Below are 17,497 nucleotides of genomic sequence, written 5' to 3'. Positions count from 1 at the left end.
TGCAACGTCGCCCCGATGTCCGACGTCCGCGTCGTCGTCATGGACTGCACCGAGACGGGTGCGTCCCCGCCGACCGCCACCGACCCGACCTGGATCTGACGGCTCTTGCGACGCTCGGCCAGCCTGGTCGGTACGGACGGCATTCCCAGTGAAATCGCAGTCATCTGCTGTGCAACCCCAAGGTGTGGATCAAGGTCCCGAGATCGGCGGGCTCCAGCCTTCGAGGTTACGTCACCCGGAGGGCACCGAGCACACCGTGCCCCCGGAGTTCACCCCGACGACGAGGCGGCACGCGAAGGGGCGGCTCGGGCACAGTGCGCCCGAGCCGCCCCCGCCTGCGTACGAGACCCGCGTACGGCACACGTGTCCGCCGCGTTCGTCAGGTGATCTTCACCGGGTTCACCACGTCCGCCACCAGGACCAGCAGCGTGAAGCAGATGAAGATTCCGGCCACCACATACGCGACCGGCATCAGCTTCGCCACGTCGAACGGGCCCGGGTCGGGGCGCTTGAGCACGCGGGCGAGGTTGCGGCGCAGCGACTCCCACAGGGCTCCCGCGATGTGCCCGCCGTCCAGCGGCAGCAGCGGCAGCATGTTGAAGAGGAACAGCGAGAGGTTGAAGCCGGCGAGCAGGAACAGGAACGTCGCGATGATGTTCGGCGTCGGGGCGTCCAGGTTGAGCACCTCGCCGCTGATGCGGGCCGCGCCGACCACGCCGACCGGGGAGTCGGCCTTGCGCTGGCCGCCGTCGAAGGCCGCGTTCCACAGGTCCGGGATCTTGCCGGGCAGGGCGACGATCGAGTGCACGCCGTTCTGCACCATGTCGCCCATGCGGTTCACGGACGCGCCGAAGCTGAGCGGCTGGATCTCGGTCTTCGCGGCGAAGCCGAGGTAGCCGGCCGGAACGAACTGGTCCGGGACGGCCTGGCCGTCCGAGCCCTTCTTGGCCACCATGTTCTTGGCGAGCGTGGGGTGCAGGGTGACCTGCTGGCCGCCGCGCTCGACGGTGACCGTGGCCGGGCCGATGGTCTCGCGGATCCGGTCCGAGAGGTCGGACCAGTCCTTCACGGGCTTGCCGTTGAAGGCGACGATCTTGTCGCCGGTCTTCATGCCCGCGGCTTCGGCGGGCGAGACGGCGTCGCCCGCCTTGCAGGTCTCGCGCTTCTCGCTCTGTGCGATCACACACTTCTGGACGCCCGCGACCTCGGTGGTCTGGGTCGCGGTGCCGAAGCCCATGAGGACGGAGAGGAAGATCGCGACGGCCAGCACCAGGTTCATGAACGGGCCCGCGAACATGACGATGACGCGCTTCCACGGCTTGCGCGTGTAGAAGAGCCGGTCCTCGTCGCCCGGCTGGAGCTCCTCGAAGGCCGCCGCCCTGGCGTCCTCGATCATGCCGCGGAACGGCGAGGTCGACCGCGCCTCGATGCGGCCGTCCTCCCCGGGCGGGAACATGCCGATCATGCGGATGTAGCCGCCGGCCGGAATCGCCTTGATCCCGTACTCCGTGTCGCCCTTCTTGCGCGACCAGATGGTGGGGCCGAAGCCGACCATGTACTGGGGCACGCGGATGCCGAAGAGCTTGGCCGTGGAGAGGTGGCCGAGCTCGTGCCAGGCGATGGAGATGAGCAGCCCGACGGCGAAGAGCGCTATGCCGAGGACCGTCAACAGGATCGTCATGCGCGTGCCTCCGCTGTTGCCTTCACCGCGAGTTCACGGGACCGGGCGCGTGCCCAGGTCTCCGCTTCAAGGACGTCCGAGACCGTGAGGGAGGTTCCCGAGGCGGGGGTGCCGTGCTCCGCCACCACATCGGTGACTGTCTCCATGATGCCGTTGAACGGCAGCCGTCCCGCCAGGAACGCCTCCACGCACTCCTCGTTCGCGGCATTGAACACCGCCGGAGCCGTCCCGCCCAGCTCCCCGACGTGCCGGGCGAGTCCCACCGAGGGGAACGCGTCCTGGTCGAGGGGGAAGAACTCCCAGGTCGAAGCCTTGGACCAGTCGAAGGCGGGCGCCGCGTCGGGGATCCGCTCGGGCCAGCCGAGCCCGATGGCGATCGGGCCGCGCATGTCGGGCGGGGTCGCCTGGGCCAGCGTGGAGCCGTCGGTGAACTCGACCATGGAGTGGACGTAGGACTGGGGGTGGACGACGACCTCGATGCGCTCGAAGGGGATGTCGTACAGCAGATGGGCCTCGATCACCTCCAGGCCCTTGTTGACCAGGGTCGCCGAGTTGACCGTGATCACCGGGCCCATCGCCCAGGTGGGGTGGGCGAGCGCGTCGCCCGGGGTGACGTCCGCGAGCTCGCTCTTGGTACGTCCCCGGAAGGGCCCGCCGGACGCGGTCACGACGAGCTTGCGCACGTCGGCGCGCTTGCCGGCGGCCAGCGCCTGGAACAGGGCGGCGTGCTCGGAGTCGACGGGGATGATCTGGCCCGGCTCGGCGATCGCCTTGACGAGCGGGCCGCCGACGATCAGCGACTCCTTGTTGGCGAGCGCGAGCGTGCGGCCCGCTCCGAGCGCCGCGAGGGTCGGGGCGAGTCCGATCGAGCCGGTGATCCCGTTGAGCACGGTGTGGCAGGGCGAGGCGGCCAGTTCGGTGGCGGCGTCGGGGCCCGCGAGGATCTCGGGGAGCGGCTCGCCGCCGTACTGCGCGGCGAGCGCCTCGCGCAGCGCGGGCACGGCGTCCTCGCGGGCGACCGCGACCGTACGCACCTTCAACTGCCGGGCCTGCTCGGCCAGCAGCCCGACCCGGCCGCCGGCCGCGGACAGCGCGGTCACGCGGAAGCGGTCGGGGTTGCGCAGGACCAGGTCGATGGCCTGGGTTCCGATGGACCCGGTGGATCCGAGGACGACCACATCGCGTCGGCCAACGGCCGGATCGAAGGCGATGTGAGGGTCGGCGAGGGGGGCTGGGCTGTCGCTCATGCCCCCCATTGTGGCCGCATCCGCTGTGCGCCCGGACAGCGCTCCTGTCAATAAGACCGGGATGAGTGCGCGGCGGGCGCCGGTTCGGCGTCCGGCGCCTTCCCGGCCGGTGCCCGTCGGCGGTGGCCGCCGCGCGCCACGAACACCCCGCCCGCCGCGGCGAGCGCCGCGAGCAGCACCCCGAACACCGTCGCGCCCGTCGCGAGGCCGGTCGCGTCGCTCAGGTAGCCCGCGGCCACCGGGAGGGTGCCCGCCATCAGGTAGCCGCCCACGTTCAGGGCCGCGTTGGCTTCGGCCAGGCGGGTCCCGGGGACTTCGGCGGCGAGGAGGGAGAGGCCGCCGAGCTGGCCCAGGCCCTGGCCCGCGCCGGCCAGGACCGCGGCGAGGACCAGCAGGAGCGCCGATGAGGTGCGGACCGCGACGATGAGGGCGAGCATCGCCGGGACCGTCGCCAGCGCGCTGGCCAGCAGGATCGTCCGCAGCTGCCGCCCGCGTACGGCGAACTGCACGGCCGTCGCGGTCAGGAACATCACGAAGGCCATGCCGCCCGCGAGGACCCGGCTGGTGGTGCCGAGGAGGGTGGCGAGGAGGGAGGGGCCGAGGGACAGCACGAAGGACGTCGCCGTGATGCCCGGCGCGAACACCGCGACGCCCAGGGCGAGTTGGCGTCCGCTGCCGCTCGGGACCGCGGGCAACCGGATCCAGGGGCCCCGGCGGGGGCCGGCCGCGGGGCGGCCCAGTGGCAGGCGCAGCACCACCGCCACCGCCGACACCAGCAGCAGCGCCTCGACCGCGAAGACCGTCACCGTCGGGTGGGGCGCCGCCTCGGAGAGGATTCCGGCCAGGAGCGGGCCGAGACCGGCGCCGAGGACCATGGCGCAGGACGCGAGCAGTGCGCCGAGCCGCCCCCGTTCGGGGCCCGCGATGTCCGTGACGGCGGCCATGCCCGCCGAGACCGCGGCGCCCACGGCGATCCCGGTGGCGAGCCGGGCGGCGATCAGCGCGGCCACCGAGGTCGCCGTCGCGAAGACCAGGCAGGCGACGATCCCGAGGGCGAGCGCGGGCAGCAGCACCGGTTTGCGGCCGATCCGGTCGGACAGGACGCCGGACACCAGGAGCGAGCCGATCAGGCCCGCGATGTAGCAGGCGAAGACCACGGTCAGGGTGCCCCGCGAGAAGCCGATCTGCCGCTGCCACAGGACGTACAGCGGGGTCGCCGCGTTGGAGAGGACGAAGACCGCCGTCACGGGCCAGGCCGCCAGCCAGATCCATCGGCGCCCGATGGCGGGCGCGGGCGCGGCGGCGGTGTCCGGGCAGGCCTGAAGAGTGCTTGTCACTGCGGAACTCCCTCACGGGTTCACTAGTACGAGATTTCTCGAACATAGCACGCTGTACGATGAAACTCGTACAAGGTGGCGAGGAACGAAGACGAGGAATGAAGGAGGGCCGATGGCAACGGAGTTCAGGGTTCATCCGGCGCCCGAGGGCACGCCGGAACCGCTCCCCGAGCCGGCGCTCGCCGAGCTGCGCCTGGAGACGGTGCTCGGCGCGCTGAGCGATCCGCTGCGCCTGGAGATCGTGCGCAGGCTGCTGCTCGAAGCGGAGGCGTACGACCACACCTGCGGCTGGTTCGGCTTCGACCGGCCGAAATCCTCCCTCACCCATCACTTCAAGGCACTCAGGGAGGCCGGGATCACCCGCCAGCGACAGTACGGTCTGGAGCGGCGCAGCCAGGTGCGCGTGAACGACCTCGAAGAGCGGTTCCCGGGGCTGCTCACCCTGGTCGCCGAGTGGACGCCGGAGCGGCACTAGCCGCTCCGGCACCCCAACTCCCTTGTCCGGTCAGCGAATTGGGCGGTGGACGTTGTCGCGCTTGGCCGGGCCCGGGGTCGCGTCGGCGATCCAGGGGCCGTCGTCGGACGGGTCGACGACGCCCGCCTCCAGCCAGGTGTACGCGCCGTCGAGCACCCCGGCGACGATCTTGCGGTCGAGGTCGTCGGTGTTGCTCCACAGCCGGGTGAAGAGCTCCTCGACGCGGATGCGGGACTGGCGGCAGAACGCGTCGGCCAGCTGGACCGCCTCGCGTCCGTGGTCGCCGGTGGCGCGCAGGTGCTCGGCCCGTACGCAGGCCGCGCTCATCGCGAACAGTTCGGCCCCGATGTCCACGATCCGGCCGAGGAAGCCCTGCTTGGTCTCCATCCGGCCCTGCCAGCGCGACATCGCGTAGAACGTCGAGCGGGCCAGCTTGCGCGCGGAGCGCTCGGCGTAGCGCAGATGCTGGGCGAGCGGGCCGAACTCGGCGTACGAGCGCGGGAGTTGGCCGGGGCCCGCGACCAGCTTGGGCAGCCACTTGGCATAGAACCCGGCCGCGTTGGCGCCCGCCTTCGCCTTGTCCTGGAGGGACTTGTCGGGGTCGATGAGGTCGCCCGCCACGGACAGGTGGGCGTCGACCGCCTCCCGGGCGATCAGCAGGTGCATGATCTCCGTGGAGCCCTCGAAGATCCGGTTGATCCGCATGTCGCGGAGCATCTGCTCGGCGGGGACGGCCCGTTCGCCGCGGGCGGCCAGCGAGTCGGCGGTCTCGAAGCCGCGGCCGCCGCGGATCTGGACCAGTTCGTCCGCCATCAGCCAGCCCATCTCGGAGCCGTACAGCTTGGCGAGGGCCGCCTCGATGCGGATGTCGTTGCGGTTCTCGTCGGCCATCTGCGAGGAGAGGTCCGTCATGGCTTCGAGGGCGAAGGTGGTGGCGGCGATGAAGGAGATCTTCCCGCCGACCGCCTCGTGCCGGGCGACCGGCCGGCCCCACTGCTCGCGTACGCCCGCCCATTCACGGGCGATTTTCAGACACCATTTGCCGCTGCCCACGCAGAGTGCGGGCAGCGAGAGGCGGCCCGTGTTGAGCGTGGTCAGGGCGATCTTGAGGCCGGAGCCCTCGGGGCCGATCCGGTTCGCGGCCGGGACGCGGACCTGGTGGAAGCGGGTGACGCCGTTCTCGATGCCGCGCAGGCCCATGAAGGCGTTGCGGTTCTCGACCGTGACGCCCGGCGAGTCCGCCTCGACCACGAAGGCCGTGATGCCGCCCTTGTGGCCCTCGGACTTCGGCACCCTGGCCATCACGACCAGGAGGTCCGCGACGACGCCGTTGGTCGTCCACAGCTTGACCCCGTCCAGGACGTACGCGTCGTCGCCGTCCGGGACCGCCGAGGTCGCCAGCCGCGCCGGGTCGGAACCCACGTCGGGCTCGGTGAGCAGGAAGGCGGAGATGTCGGTACGGGCGCAGCGCGGCAGGAAGGTGTCCTTCTGCTCCTGGGTGCCGAACAGCTTCAGCGGCTGCGGGACGCCGATCGACTGGTGCGCGGAGAGCAGCGCTCCTATCGCCGGGCTCGCCGAGCCGGCGAGCGTGAGCGCCTTGTTGTAGTAGACCTGGGTCAGCCCCTGGCCCCCGTACTTCGTGTCGATCTTCATCCCGAAGGCGCCGAGCTCCTTGAGCCCGTTCACCACCTCGTCGGGGATCCGCGACTCGCGCTCGATGAGGCGGCCGTCGACGCGGGTCTCGCAGAAGTCGCGCATCTTGGCGAGAAAGGCCTCGCCGCGCGCCACGTCGTCCGGGGCGGGCTGGGGATGGGGGTGGATCAGGTCGAGGCGCAGTCGCCCGAGGAACAGTTCCTTCGCGAAGCTGGGCTTGCGCCAGTCCTGCTCGCGGGCGGCCTCGGCGACCTGGCGGGCCTCGCGCTCCGAGACCTTGGGGGTGGGCTGTGGTGCGGTCATGAGGGGTTCTCCTCGCCGCGGGCTGACGGCTGCGGGCGGCTGCCCGTTACCGGGAGGTGCTACCCGTCCGTATGTACCCGATTCCCGGCACTTGGACCACCCCTCGCGGGCACCCGGCCCCATAAACGGCGGACGGCGGCCGGAACCCCCGCACAGTGGGTTCCGGCCGCCGCTCCCGTGGAGCCCGGGTCCTACAGGGCGAGGCCCGTCAGGACCAGGACGCGCTCGTAGGTGTAGTCGTCCATGGCGTAGCGGACGCCCTCGCGGCCGACGCCGGAGGCCTTGGCACCGCCGTACGGCATCTGGTCGGCGCGGTAGGACGGCACGTCGCCGATGATCACGCCGCCGACCTCCAGGGCCCGGTGGGCGCGGAAGGCGGTCTGCACGTCGTGCGTGAACACCCCTGCCTGGAGGCCGTACTTGGAGGAGTTGACCGCGGCGAACGCCTCGGCCTCGCCGTCCACCTTCTGCACGGTGAGGACCGGTCCGAAGACCTCCTCGCAGGCCAGGGTGGTGCCGGCCGGGACGTCGGTGAGCACGGTCGGCGCGTAGGAGGCGCCGTCGCGCTTGCCGCCGGCGAGCAGCTTCGCGCCGGCCGCGACGGCCTCCTCGACCCAGGACTCGACGCGCACGGCGGCGTCCTCGCTGACCAGCGGGCCGACGTCGGTGGCGGAGTCGGACGGGTCGCCGGTGACCTGCGCCCCGACCGCGGCGACGATCTTCGGGAGCAGCCGGTCGTACACGGCGGCGTCCGCGATCACGCGCTGGACGGAGATGCAGGACTGGCCGCCCTGGTAGTTGGAGAAGGTGGCGATGCGGGTCGCCGCCCAGTCCAGGTCCTCCTCCGAGGCCCAGTCGGCCAGGACCACGGCCGCGCCGTTGCCGCCGAGCTCCAGGGTGCAGTGCTTGCGCGGCACCGAGTCCATGATCGCGTAGCCGACCTTGTCGGAGCCGGTGAAGGAAATGACCGGGAGGCGGTCGTCCTGCACCAGGGCCGGCATCTTGTCGTTGGCGACCGGCAGGATGCTCCACGAGCCGGCCGGCAGCTCGGTCTCGGCGAGCAGCTCGCCGAGGATGAGGCCCGAGAGCGGGGTGGCGGGGGCCGGCTTGAGGATGATCGGGGCGCCCACCGCGATGGCCGGGGCGACCTTGTGGGCGCACAGGTTCAGCGGGAAGTTGAACGGTGCGATGCCGAGGACGACGCCCTTGGGGAAGCGGCGGGTGAGGGCGAGGCGGCCCACGCCGCCGCCGTCGGTGTCCAGGCGCTGGGCCTCGCCGCCGTTGAAGCGGCGGGCCTCCTCGGCGGCGAACCGGAACACGGACACCGCGCGGCCGACCTCGCCGCGGGCCCACTTGACGGGCTTGCCGTTCTCGGCGGAGATCAGCTGGGCGATCTCCTCGGTGCGCTCGGCCAGGCGGCGCGAGACGTGGTCGAGGGCGGCGGCCCGTACGTGCGCCGGGGTCGCCGCGAACTCCTCCACGACGGCGTGCGCGGCGGCCACGGCCTCCTCGACCTGGGTGTCGGTCGGGATGGCCACCGTGCCGACGAGACGGCCGTCCCAGGGCGAAGTGACGTCGAAGCTGTCGTCGCCGGTGGCCTCGCGGCCGGCGAGCCAGAAGGCGTGGGTAGAAGTCATGCCCACACGGTAGGCGGGTGTGGGCGGGTGTGGGTTTGTCCGGGGTGGAGTGGTCCGGCCCTGGCGTACGCCGCTTTGTCATCCCCCGCACCGCCCCCTGCCAGGGGCGCGGGGCGGGGAATGGTCAGGCCTGGTCCGGGGTGGTCGTCACCTTCAACGCCAGCCACAGCTCCATGCGGACGTCCGGGTCGTCCAGCGAGCGGCCCAGGATTTCCTCCACCCGGCGTATCCGGTAGCGCAGGGTGTGGCGGTGCACGCCCAGGTCGGCCGCCGCCGCGTCCCACTGGCCGTGCCGCGAGAGCCAGGCCCGCAGCGAGGCCACCAGATCGCCGCGGCCGGTCGCGTCGTGCTCGTACAGCGCGCGGAGCATCCCGTCGGCGAAGGCCCGCACCGCGTCGTCGGCGAGCAGCGGCAGCACGGAGCCCGCGACGAGCTCCTCGTGCTCGACGAGCGGCTTGCCGCGCCGCCGGGCGACCGAGAGCGCCTGTTCGGCCTGCTTGTACGCGGAGGCGGCGGCGATCGGCCCGGCCGGGGCGGAGAGCCCGATGACGAGTTCCTCGCCCTCGGCGCACTCGTGGGACAGGCAGGCCGCGACCGCCTCGCCGCCGTCAGCGGCGAGCACGACGAGCCGCCCGGCCTCCGGCACCGCGAGGACCGCCTCGCCGCTGCGGGCGGCGGCCGACTCCATGGTCTCGGCGAGGACGCCGAGCCCGGCCTCGGCCTCGCCCGCGACCTCGGCGATGACCAGGCGGAACGGCGCGTCCAGGAGCCCGCCGTACAGGTCTCCGGCGACCGCGCGGGCGTGGTCCTGCTGGCCGGAGAGCAGCATCCGCAGGATCGCCGCGCCCAGGCGCTGTTCCGCCGACTGGAGGGAGCGGGAGCGTTCGGTGGTGAGGGTGAGCAGGGCGATGGCGGAGTGCACGGCGTACCGCTCGGCGGTGCCCAGCGGCGCCCCCGTGCCGACCGCGAGCGCGCCGCGCATCCGGCGTCCGGTGCCGAGCGACTGGAGCTCCACGCGGTCGCCGGTGGAGTCGTCGGCCCCGCCGACCACCGCGCTCGCCGGGGCGGCGCGTTCGCGCAGCCGGGTGACGTCCGCGGTGAGCCGGGCGGCGCGGCGGGCGGCCCATTCGGGGGCGGCGGCGACGACCGCGCCGGACGCGTCGTACAGCGCCGCCCAGCCGTCGACGTGCGCGGCGAGCCGGGCGATGAGGTCGGCCGGTCCTTCGGAGAGCGCCGCCCTGGTGAGCTCGCGCTGGGCCTCGAACCCGGCGGTGACCGCGCGGTACTGGTCGGCCGAGATGGCCGCCGAGACCGCCTTGGAGATGGCCAGGAACGGGGTGCGCCGCGGCACTTCGAGCAGCGGGAAGCCCTCCTCGCGCGCCGCGGTGAGCAGCGCGTCCGGTACGGAGTCGTAATTGACGCCGACCGCGAAGCCGAGCCCGACCACCCCCGCCTTGGCCAGTCTGCGCACATAGCGGCGCATGGTGTCCGGGTCCTCGGCGTCCAGCGTCATCGCGGTGATGAGCAGCAGCTCGCCGCCCTCCATGTACGGAACGGGGTCGGCGAGTTCGCTGACGTGGGCCCAGCGCACCGGGCGGTCCAGCTGGTCCTCCCCCGCGCGCACGGTGAGTTTGAGCGCCGAGTGCTGGACGAGCGAGGCGAGCGTGGGCGGCATGGGACCGGGTTACCTTCGGCAGGGGATTGCTACGTCCCGTATGAACGGAGCACTCCCATTTTGCCAGCCGGGCCAGGTTCCGCGGAGCCGTTCACCGGCGCGGAATCCGGTCTCAGCCGCGCAGGTCCACGAGGAGCGGCGGTGCGTGCTCGCCCTCGACGGTCGTCAGGGAGAGCACCGCGTGCCCGGCGGGCACCTGATGGGCGAGCTCCGAGGCCGACCAGCGTTCCCGCTCCACCTTGCGCACGGTGACGGCGTCGGTGGTGACCGCTTTGCCGGTGACGAGTTTGCGCAGCGCGTGGACCGCACGGGTGAGCGGCTGGTCGGCGAAGACGGTGTGCTTGGCGACCTCGGTGGTCTCCACCCACTCGGTGCCCCAGGCCTGCGCGAAGAGCCGCCCGTCCCAGGTGGTGACCCCCGAGAACGTCATGTGGCAGCCCGCCGAGCCGAGCAGCGAGGTGTGCAGCTGTTCCGGTACGTCGCCGAGCGCGCGCAGCGTGAGCAGCACCCCGGCGTTGCAGTTCCGCAGCCGTTGCAGGGCCCGTACGGATTCGGCGGTGACGGCGTGGGTGGCGTCGTCCACGGCCAGGAAGGCGAAGAGCGAGCGGTCCCGGCGGGCGGCCGTGCCGGCGGTGAACTGGGCGAGGACGAGCCGGGTGAGCAGGTGCGCGGCCTCGGGGTGGGAGCGTTCGGGCAGGTCGATGCGGACCCGCAGCGGGTGTTCCAGCGAGCGCAGCGAGAAGGGGCGGGTCTCGCCCGTGGTGTCGAAGAAGCCCTCGAAGGCCGGGCGGTCGAGCACCGCGACGCGGGCCGCGAGGGCGAGCCCGGGATCGCCCGGGGTGCCCAACTGGCGCGCGCGGGCGTCGAGTTCGCGGTGATAGGCGCGGTGTTCCCCGGTGTCGAGGCGGGCCCGCAGCTCCTCCAGGGCGCCGGGCGAGCCGTCGAGCAGCTCGCGCAGCACGGGCACCGGGGGGAAGCGTCCGTGGGCTGCGCGGTAGGGGCCGAGCAGCTGGGCCAGGGCGGTCGCGGCCCGCCGTGAGTCGATCTCGGGCAGGTCGCCGGCGAAGGCCTCGGCGAGCAGGGCCGCGGCCTCGTCGGGGTCGGCGGCGTCGCCGTACAGGTCGAGGTCGTAGGCGGAGGCGGGGTCGCCGGGCTTGATCACCACGTCGTAGCCGTCGTCGGGTCCGAGCGGGGTGCCCGCCGCGCACACCGCGACCACGGCGGCCTTCCCGGCGAGCGCCTGGAGCGCGAGCGACTCCACCACGGGCCGCACCAGGTGCCGGGTCTTGCCGGAGCCGAAGGGACCGACCGCGAGCAGCGAGGAGCCGAGCGCCGCCGGGTCGAGGGCTGCGCCCGCGCCCCGGCGGGCGGGCGGGGTGCGTTCCGCGTCGGGGTAGTGGCCGATGCGTACCTGCGAGGTGAGCAGGTCGTGGGTGGCCGCGCGGGCCGGCAGATCGCGGTCGCCGGAGGGGTGCGGACAGGCCCGCGCGCCCTGCCCGACGACCGCTTGGCTGAACGCGCCGAGCCGGGAGGGGTCGGCGTTCACGGTGGCCCAGGCGCGCCGGATGCGTACGCAGTCGACGTCGTTCATCCGCCCGGCCCGCTCGTCCGCCACCAGCCGGTCGGCCGCGGCGCCCTGGCCGGCGGCGCGCAGCTGGGGCCAGTCGGCCGGAGAGGGCGCGGCGGGTGCGGCCTGCGCCGGGGAGTCCGGCTTGCGCCCGCGCCGGCGTACGTGGCCGAGCCAGTCGCCCGCCTTGGCGAAGGGCCACAGGACCGCGCCGCCGACCAGGACGTAGAGGGCGTAGTTGACGAACGTGGCCACCGCGCGGTCGCCGTTGCCGGTGGTCCACGAGAGCGGGAACAGGCTCCATACGGTGAAGAAGAACGGGAAGAGGCTGGTCCCTATCACCAGCCACACCGCGGCCGCCCCCGCGAGTGCGGTGCGCAGCGTCCGCTCGGGCTGCGGGCAGTCCACGGCGTACCGGCGGAACACCTCCAGCCAGTTGCCCATCCGCCCGAACACGTAGATCAGCAGGGCGGCGAAGAGGCTGTTGTAGACCTCGATGGCGGTCAGCGCGGCCGGGGGCCGGGGGTAGGTCCACCAGCCGGTGGGGGTGAACAGTTCGAGCAGGACCCGGCTGTGCGGGATGTAGCCGTTGGTCCACAGCGACCAGACCAGGGTGGCCGCGAGCAGCGCCACCAGCGCGCCGACGAGCAGCGCCCGGTCGGGCACCCGGTCCGGATCGGCGTCGGGGCGCGGCTTGTGCCCCAGGCGCCACAGGCCCGGTTCGGCGGGGGCGCGCGGGGTGCGCAGCCAGTCGCCGAGGGACGGCCCGGCCGTCGGAGCCTCGACGGGCCGGGGCGGCAGCGCCGGGATGGGGGGCGGCCCGGCGGGGCGCGGGACCGCCCCCGATCGGGTGCCGCGTGCGTCGTGCGTGCCTTCGGTGTCCATCGACCCCTTGCCCCCTGACCAGCCAGGTCCGTACTGAGCGGTGCGAACGCTCAATCTAGTGGCAGCGCGCGGCGGTTCACCGGTACCGCGCGGCTCGGGAGCGCCCGGCCGCGCCCGGGACAACTGTCCGCCGAGGACAAGGGACACACCCCCACCACTACCGAACGGCGCATGCCACACCCCGCCCGCGCGCCCTAGCCTGCCAAGAAAGCCAAGGAAGCGTCCGAAATCCCCCAGGAAAACCCAGGAGCCCCGCATGAGCGCCATCCCGCAGGAGCGCCGCGTCGTCACCGCGATCCCCGGCCCGAAGTCGCAGGAGCTGCAGGCCCGCCGTCTCGCGGCGGTCGCCGCCGGTGTGGGCTCCACGCTGCCCGTCTTCACCGCGCGCGCGGGCGGCGGCATCATCGAGGACGTCGACGGCAACCGCCTGATCGACTTCGGTTCCGGCATCGCCGTGACCTCCGTCGGCGCCTCCGCCGAGGCCGTCGTGCGCCGCGCGACCGCCCAGCTCGCCGACTTCACCCACACCTGTTTCATGGTGACGCCGTACGAGGGCTACGTGGCCGTCGCCGAGCAGCTGGCCGAGCTGACCCCGGGCGACCACGCCAAGAAGTCAGCGCTGTTCAACTCGGGCGCCGAGGCCGTCGAGAACGCCGTCAAGATCGCCCGTGCGTACACCAAGCGCCAGGCGGTCGTCGTCTTCGACCACGGCTACCACGGCCGCACCAACCTGACGATGGCGCTGACGGCCAAGAACATGCCGTACAAGAACGGCTTCGGCCCGTTCGCGCCCGAGGTCTACCGCGTCCCGGTCGCCTACGGCTACCGCTGGCTGACCGGCCCGGAGAACGCCGGCGCCGAGGCGTCCGCGCAGGCCATCGACATGATCAACAAGCAGATCGGCGCGGACAACGTCGCCGCGATCATCATCGAGCCGGTGCTCGGCGAGGGCGGCTTCATCGAGCCGGCCAAGGGCTTCCTGCCGGCGATCAGCCAGTTCGCCAGGGACAACGGCATCGTCTTCGTCGCCGACGAGATCCAGTCCGGCTTCTGCCGCACCGGCCAGTGGTTCGCCTGCGAGGACGAGGGCATCGTCCCGGACCTGATCACCACCGCGAAGGGCATCGCGGGCGGCATGCCGCTCGCCGCCGTGACGGGCCGCGCCGAGATCATGGACGCCGCACACGCGGGCGGCCTCGGCGGCACCTACGGCGGCAACCCGGTGGCCTGCGCCGCCGCCCTCGGCGCCATCGAGACGATGAAGGAGCTCGACCTCAACGGCAGGGCCAAGCGCATCGAGGAGGTCATGAAGGGCCGCCTCGCCACGATGGCGGAGAAGTACGACATCATCGGCGACATCCGCGGCCGCGGCGCCATGATCGCCATCGAGCTGGTCAAGGACCGCGCCTCCAAGACCCCGAACCCGGAGGCCGCCGCGGCGCTCGCCAAGGCCTGCCACGCGGAGGGGCTGCTCGTCCTCACCTGCGGTACGTACGGGAACGTCCTGCGCTTCCTGCCGCCGCTGGTCATCGGCGAGGACCTCCTGGGCGAGGGCCTCGACATCATCGAGCGGGCCTTCACCGGCGTGTGACGCTCCGTAGCGAATGGCGCCTGTGAAGAACGTGTGGGGGGCCGATGGCGGGATGGAGTTCCCGCTGTCGGTCCCCCGCGCTCTGCCGTACGGTTTCTGCAGATGAGAGAAACACCTCGTCCGCAGGGGACTGCGGACGATTCCAGGGCCGAGCATCCCCAGCCTTGCCCTGGTCGTGCCCTCGCGCACACCACTGGAGCCTCCGGCTCCGGAACTCCTCACCGATCGGATGGCCGTCCGCCCCATACCCCCCGGGGCGCGCGGTTCGCCGGTCAAGGCGGCGGCCCCGGAACCACCCCCCCTGTTCCGGGGTCGCCGGCTTTCCTCTTCGCCACGGTCGCCGCTCTGCTCTGCGTGTTCGCGGTCATCACCTGGCAGGTCGCCTCCGGCGGCCCGCTGCGCCGCCTCGACGAGCGCCTCGACCGTGCGGTCACCGGCCACGGGCCCGCCGCGCTCAGCCAGTTCCTCTCCGACCTCGGCAGCATGCCGGTCGCCCTTCCGGTCCTCGCGCCGGCCATCGCGTACGCCCTGTGGCGCGGACGGCGCCGTGCGGCGCTGATCGCCGCGGTGACGATGGCACTGGTGCCGCTGCTGGTCGTGCCGCTGAAGGACTGGATCGCCCGGCCGGGACCGCTGGAGGCCGCCACCGGCTACTACCCCTCGGGCCATACCGCGACCGCGATGGTGGCGTACGGCGGCGCGGCGCTGCTGCTCGCCCCGCAGATGCGCCGCAGGTGGCCGCTGCCCGCCGCCGCGGGGGCGCTGACGGCGGCGACGGGCATCGGTCTGGTCCTGCACGGCTACCACTGGCCCCTTGATGTGGTGGGCAGTTGGTGTCTGTGCGGGGCGCTCCTGGTGGTCAGCTCCACGGGTATGCGTCGAAGTTCTTCGAGAACTCCCCGCCGTTGAAGCGGTCCCAGTTGATGGACCAGGTCATCAGGCCGCGCAGCCCCGGCCAGCTCCCGTGGGTCTGGTAAGAGCCGCACGACGAACCGGAATTCTTCGTCAGGCAGTCCAACGTCTTGGTGACCTCGGCGGGCGTCGTGTAGCCGTTGCCCGCGTTGGTGGAGGCGGGCAGGCCGATGGCGACCTGGTCGGGCCGGAGCGCCGGGAACATCTTCGAGGTGTCCCCCGCGACCGGGAAGCCGGTGAGCAGCATGTCGGTCATGGCGATGTGGAAGTCCGAGCCGCCCATCGAGTGGTACTGGTTGTCGAGGCCCATGACGGAGCCCGAGTTGTAGTCCTGGACGTGCAGCAGGGTGAGGCCGTCGCGCAGCGCGTGGATGACCGGAAGGTAGGCCCCGCAGCGCGGATCCTGCCCGCCCCAGGGTCCCGAGCCGTAGTACTGGTAGCCCAGCTGCACGAAGAAGGTCTCCGGCGCCATCGTCAGCACGAACGTCGAGCCGTACTTGGCCTTGAGCGTCTTCAGCGCGTCGATGAGGTTGACGACCACGGGAGTCGTCGGGTTCCTGAAGTCCGTGTCGCCGGTGTTCAGCGAGAGCGAGTGGCCCTCGAAGTCGACGTCGAGGCCGTCCAGGCCGTAGTCGTCGATGATCTTCGAGACGGAGGAGACGAAGGTGTCGCGGGCGGCCGTCGTGGTGAGCTGGACCTGGCCGTTCTGGCCGCCGATGGAGATCAGCACCTTCTTGCCCGCGGCCTGCTTGGCCTTGATGGCCGCCTTGAAGTCGGCGAGCGACTCCACGGTCGGGCACTGGCTCACCGGGCACAGGTTGAAGCGGATGTCGCCCGAGGTCGGGGAGGTCGGCTCGCCGAAGGCGAGGTCGATGATGTTCCAGTCGTCGGGGACGTCCGCCATCCGCGTATAGCCGGAGCCGTTGGCGAAGGACGCGTGCAGATAGCCGACCAGGGCGTGCCCGGAGGGGGGCGGGGTGGTGCCCCCGGTGGTGGACGCGGTGACGGCGGCCGACTTCGGGGACTCGCCCGCGGAGTTGGTCGCGGTGACCTGGAAGCTGTACGAAGTGGACGCGGCCAGTCCGGTCACGGTGGCCGAAGTCCCGCTCACCGAGGCCACTTTGGTGCCGCCCTGGTAGACGTTGTAGCCGGTGGCGCCGGTGGCCGCGGACCAGCTCAGGCCGACGCTGGAGGACGTGGCACCGGAGGCGGTGAGCCCGGCGGGGGCGGCCGGCGCCTGGACGGGGGTGCCACCGGGGCCGATCAGGGTGATGTCGTCGGCCGTGTACGCGGGGGTTCCGTACCAGCCGTGCGTGTAGATGGTCACCGAGGTGGTGCTCGCGCCGGTCTTGAAGGTGGTCGTCAGCTGCTGCCAGGCGGGCGCGGACTGGGTCCAGGTGGACACGTCGGTCGTGCCGGTGCCCGAGGCGCCGAGATAGACATAGCTGCCCTGCACCCAACCGCCCAGCGTGTACGTCGAGTTGGGCTGCACGGCGACGGTCTGGGCGCACTGCGCGTAGTCGCTGCCGACCGGGGTCGCCCGGAGCGCGCCGCTGCCGCTGTGCACGGGCGAGGAGACGACGGCGCCACTGCCCGCGGTGCAGTTCCAGCCGTCGAGTCCGGACTCGAAGCCGCCGTTGTGCATGAGGTCGGTGTCCGCGGCGCGCGCGGAGGGTGCCGCGGCGACGAGTCCGGCCGCGGCGAGGGCGGCCGCCGTCAGGGCGGCGAAGAGGGACGACCGTGGGGCCGGATGTCTGGTGCGGTGCACAACTGCCTCCTGGCAAGGGCGTATTGAGACATGAAGCCCGCACAACATGGTCCAGACCAATCGGGTTGTCAAGACCTCTGGCAGTGAGCGCGGCGATGAGCCGTCCCCCGGTCAGTACCCCTTGTCCGGCTTGCCCCGGTGCCGCGCGATCCCGGCCGCGGCCTCGTGCATCGCGAGTTCGAGCAGGGTCGGATCGGTCAGCGTCCCCGAGCCGTCCGGCGGCACCAGCCAGCGCACCCCGCCGGTCGCCCGGCCCGGGTACGGGACCACGATCCAGGTGCCGGCGCCGGCGCCGCGCACCCCCGTGGCGAGCCACCGCGCGGCGGTGCCCGGCGGCACGAAGAAGCCCATCCGCGCGTCGCCGAAGTCGGCGAGCACGGGACCCGGCCGGTCCACGAGCCGGGTCAGCACGTCGAGTGTGCCAAGGCCCAGCTCGCCCGGCAGGATCAGTACGTCCCAGCGCCTGCCGGCCGGAAGGAGAGCGACCCCCAGGGGGTTCCGCTCCCACTCCCACCGGCAGGCGTCGGGATCCGGCGCCACCGACGCCAGCCATTCCACCGCGCTCCTTGCCCCCGAGGCAGCCATTGCCCGTCCTCCGTTCCCAGCCCACTCCGCAGGGCGCAGTCAGTGCGTCCGTCAGGGAGAAAGGGGTGGAGCCGAACTATGACGCCACTTGCGCCGATTGTTGGTAGCGAACGGGGTCACGTCGTGATCAAAAGAAGTGCGCCCCCGGCGTGACCGGGGGCGCACAATGATCAAGTGGTCA

General features: G+C 72.4%; 13 protein-coding genes. 3 read left to right on the top strand and 10 right to left on the bottom strand.

The features are described from left to right. The 4 genes from ACIQ8J_RS26940 to ACIQ8J_RS26925 form a co-directional block, all read right to left on the bottom strand. Positions 1–164, bottom strand: a 164-nt coding sequence (locus ACIQ8J_RS26940; protein WP_351996082.1) for a flavodoxin-dependent (E)-4-hydroxy-3-methylbut-2-enyl-diphosphate synthase, incomplete at its 3' end; no start/stop codon positions are given. 215 nt (positions 165–379) lie between these two features. Further along, positions 380–1,681, bottom strand: coding sequence for a M50 family metallopeptidase (locus ACIQ8J_RS26935; RefSeq protein ID WP_403275059.1), 1,302 nt, complete (start codon positions 1,679–1,681; stop codon positions 380–382). After that, positions 1,678–2,928, bottom strand: coding sequence for a 1-deoxy-D-xylulose-5-phosphate reductoisomerase (gene dxr, locus ACIQ8J_RS26930; RefSeq protein WP_403275060.1), 1,251 nt, complete (start codon positions 2,926–2,928; stop codon positions 1,678–1,680). The genes ACIQ8J_RS26935 and dxr overlap by 4 nt, the downstream gene beginning before the upstream one ends. Before the next feature lie 47 nt (positions 2,929–2,975). Continuing rightward, positions 2,976–4,211: an MFS transporter gene (locus ACIQ8J_RS26925; RefSeq protein ID WP_403275213.1), complete on the bottom strand. Its 1,236-nt coding sequence runs from the start codon at positions 4,209–4,211 to the stop codon at positions 2,976–2,978. Positions 4,212–4,377: 166 nt separating this feature from the next. On the opposite strand from ACIQ8J_RS26925, the gene ACIQ8J_RS26920 reads away from it, so the two are divergent. Next, complete coding sequence (locus tag ACIQ8J_RS26920) at positions 4,378–4,740, top strand: ArsR/SmtB family transcription factor (RefSeq protein WP_403275061.1); 363 nt, start codon at positions 4,378–4,380, stop codon at positions 4,738–4,740. A gap of 30 nt (positions 4,741–4,770) precedes the next feature. Here ACIQ8J_RS26920 and ACIQ8J_RS26915 read toward each other — a convergent pair whose 3' ends face one another. From ACIQ8J_RS26915 to ACIQ8J_RS26900, 4 genes are all read right to left on the bottom strand, one after another. Beyond that, positions 4,771–6,696 (bottom strand): acyl-CoA dehydrogenase family protein, encoded by a 1,926-nt coding sequence (locus ACIQ8J_RS26915; RefSeq protein WP_403275062.1) that lies wholly within the window; start codon positions 6,694–6,696, stop codon positions 4,771–4,773. A gap of 191 nt (positions 6,697–6,887) precedes the next feature. Then, on the bottom strand, positions 6,888–8,333 hold the full coding sequence (locus tag ACIQ8J_RS26910; RefSeq protein WP_403275063.1) for an aldehyde dehydrogenase family protein: 1,446 nt from the start codon (positions 8,331–8,333) through the stop codon (positions 6,888–6,890). Positions 8,334–8,457: 124 nt separating this feature from the next. Next, entirely contained in the window at positions 8,458–10,008 is a 1,551-nt protein-coding gene (locus ACIQ8J_RS26905; RefSeq protein ID WP_403275066.1) for a PucR family transcriptional regulator, read from the bottom strand. A 112-nt stretch (positions 10,009–10,120) separates the two neighbouring features. Continuing rightward, positions 10,121–12,460, bottom strand: coding sequence for an ATP/GTP-binding protein (locus tag ACIQ8J_RS26900; protein WP_403275067.1), 2,340 nt, complete (start codon positions 12,458–12,460; stop codon positions 10,121–10,123). 256 nt (positions 12,461–12,716) lie between these two features. Between ACIQ8J_RS26900 and gabT the strand changes: the two genes are divergently transcribed. After that, positions 12,717–14,051 (top strand): 4-aminobutyrate--2-oxoglutarate transaminase, encoded by a 1,335-nt coding sequence (gene gabT, locus ACIQ8J_RS26895; protein ID WP_403275068.1) that lies wholly within the window; start codon positions 12,717–12,719, stop codon positions 14,049–14,051. A 102-nt stretch (positions 14,052–14,153) separates the two neighbouring features. Then, positions 14,154–14,960, top strand: coding sequence for a phosphatase PAP2 family protein (locus ACIQ8J_RS26890; protein WP_403275070.1), 807 nt, complete (start codon positions 14,154–14,156; stop codon positions 14,958–14,960). Here ACIQ8J_RS26890 and ACIQ8J_RS26885 read toward each other — a convergent pair. Together ACIQ8J_RS26885 and ACIQ8J_RS26880 are read right to left on the bottom strand one after the other, a co-directional pair. Continuing rightward, a complete protein-coding gene (locus ACIQ8J_RS26885; RefSeq protein WP_403275072.1) occupies positions 14,911–16,731 on the bottom strand; it encodes a chitinase in 1,821 nt (606 codons plus the stop codon). The genes ACIQ8J_RS26890 and ACIQ8J_RS26885 overlap by 50 nt on opposite strands. 111 nt (positions 16,732–16,842) lie before the next feature. After that, positions 16,843–17,316 carry a hypothetical protein gene (locus tag ACIQ8J_RS26880; RefSeq protein ID WP_403275074.1) on the bottom strand — a complete coding sequence of 158 codons (474 nt, stop codon included), beginning with the start codon at positions 17,314–17,316 and terminating at the stop codon, positions 16,843–16,845. Between the last annotated feature and the right edge of the window lie 181 nt (positions 17,317–17,497).

Origin of the sequence: Streptomyces sp. NPDC094147 (assembly GCF_044764265.1) — a bacterium.
Lineage (GTDB): Bacteria > Actinomycetota > Actinomycetes > Streptomycetales > Streptomycetaceae > Streptomyces.
The sequence above is the reverse complement of the archived record's forward strand: the minus strand, read 5'-3'. Positions and strand labels throughout refer to the sequence as shown.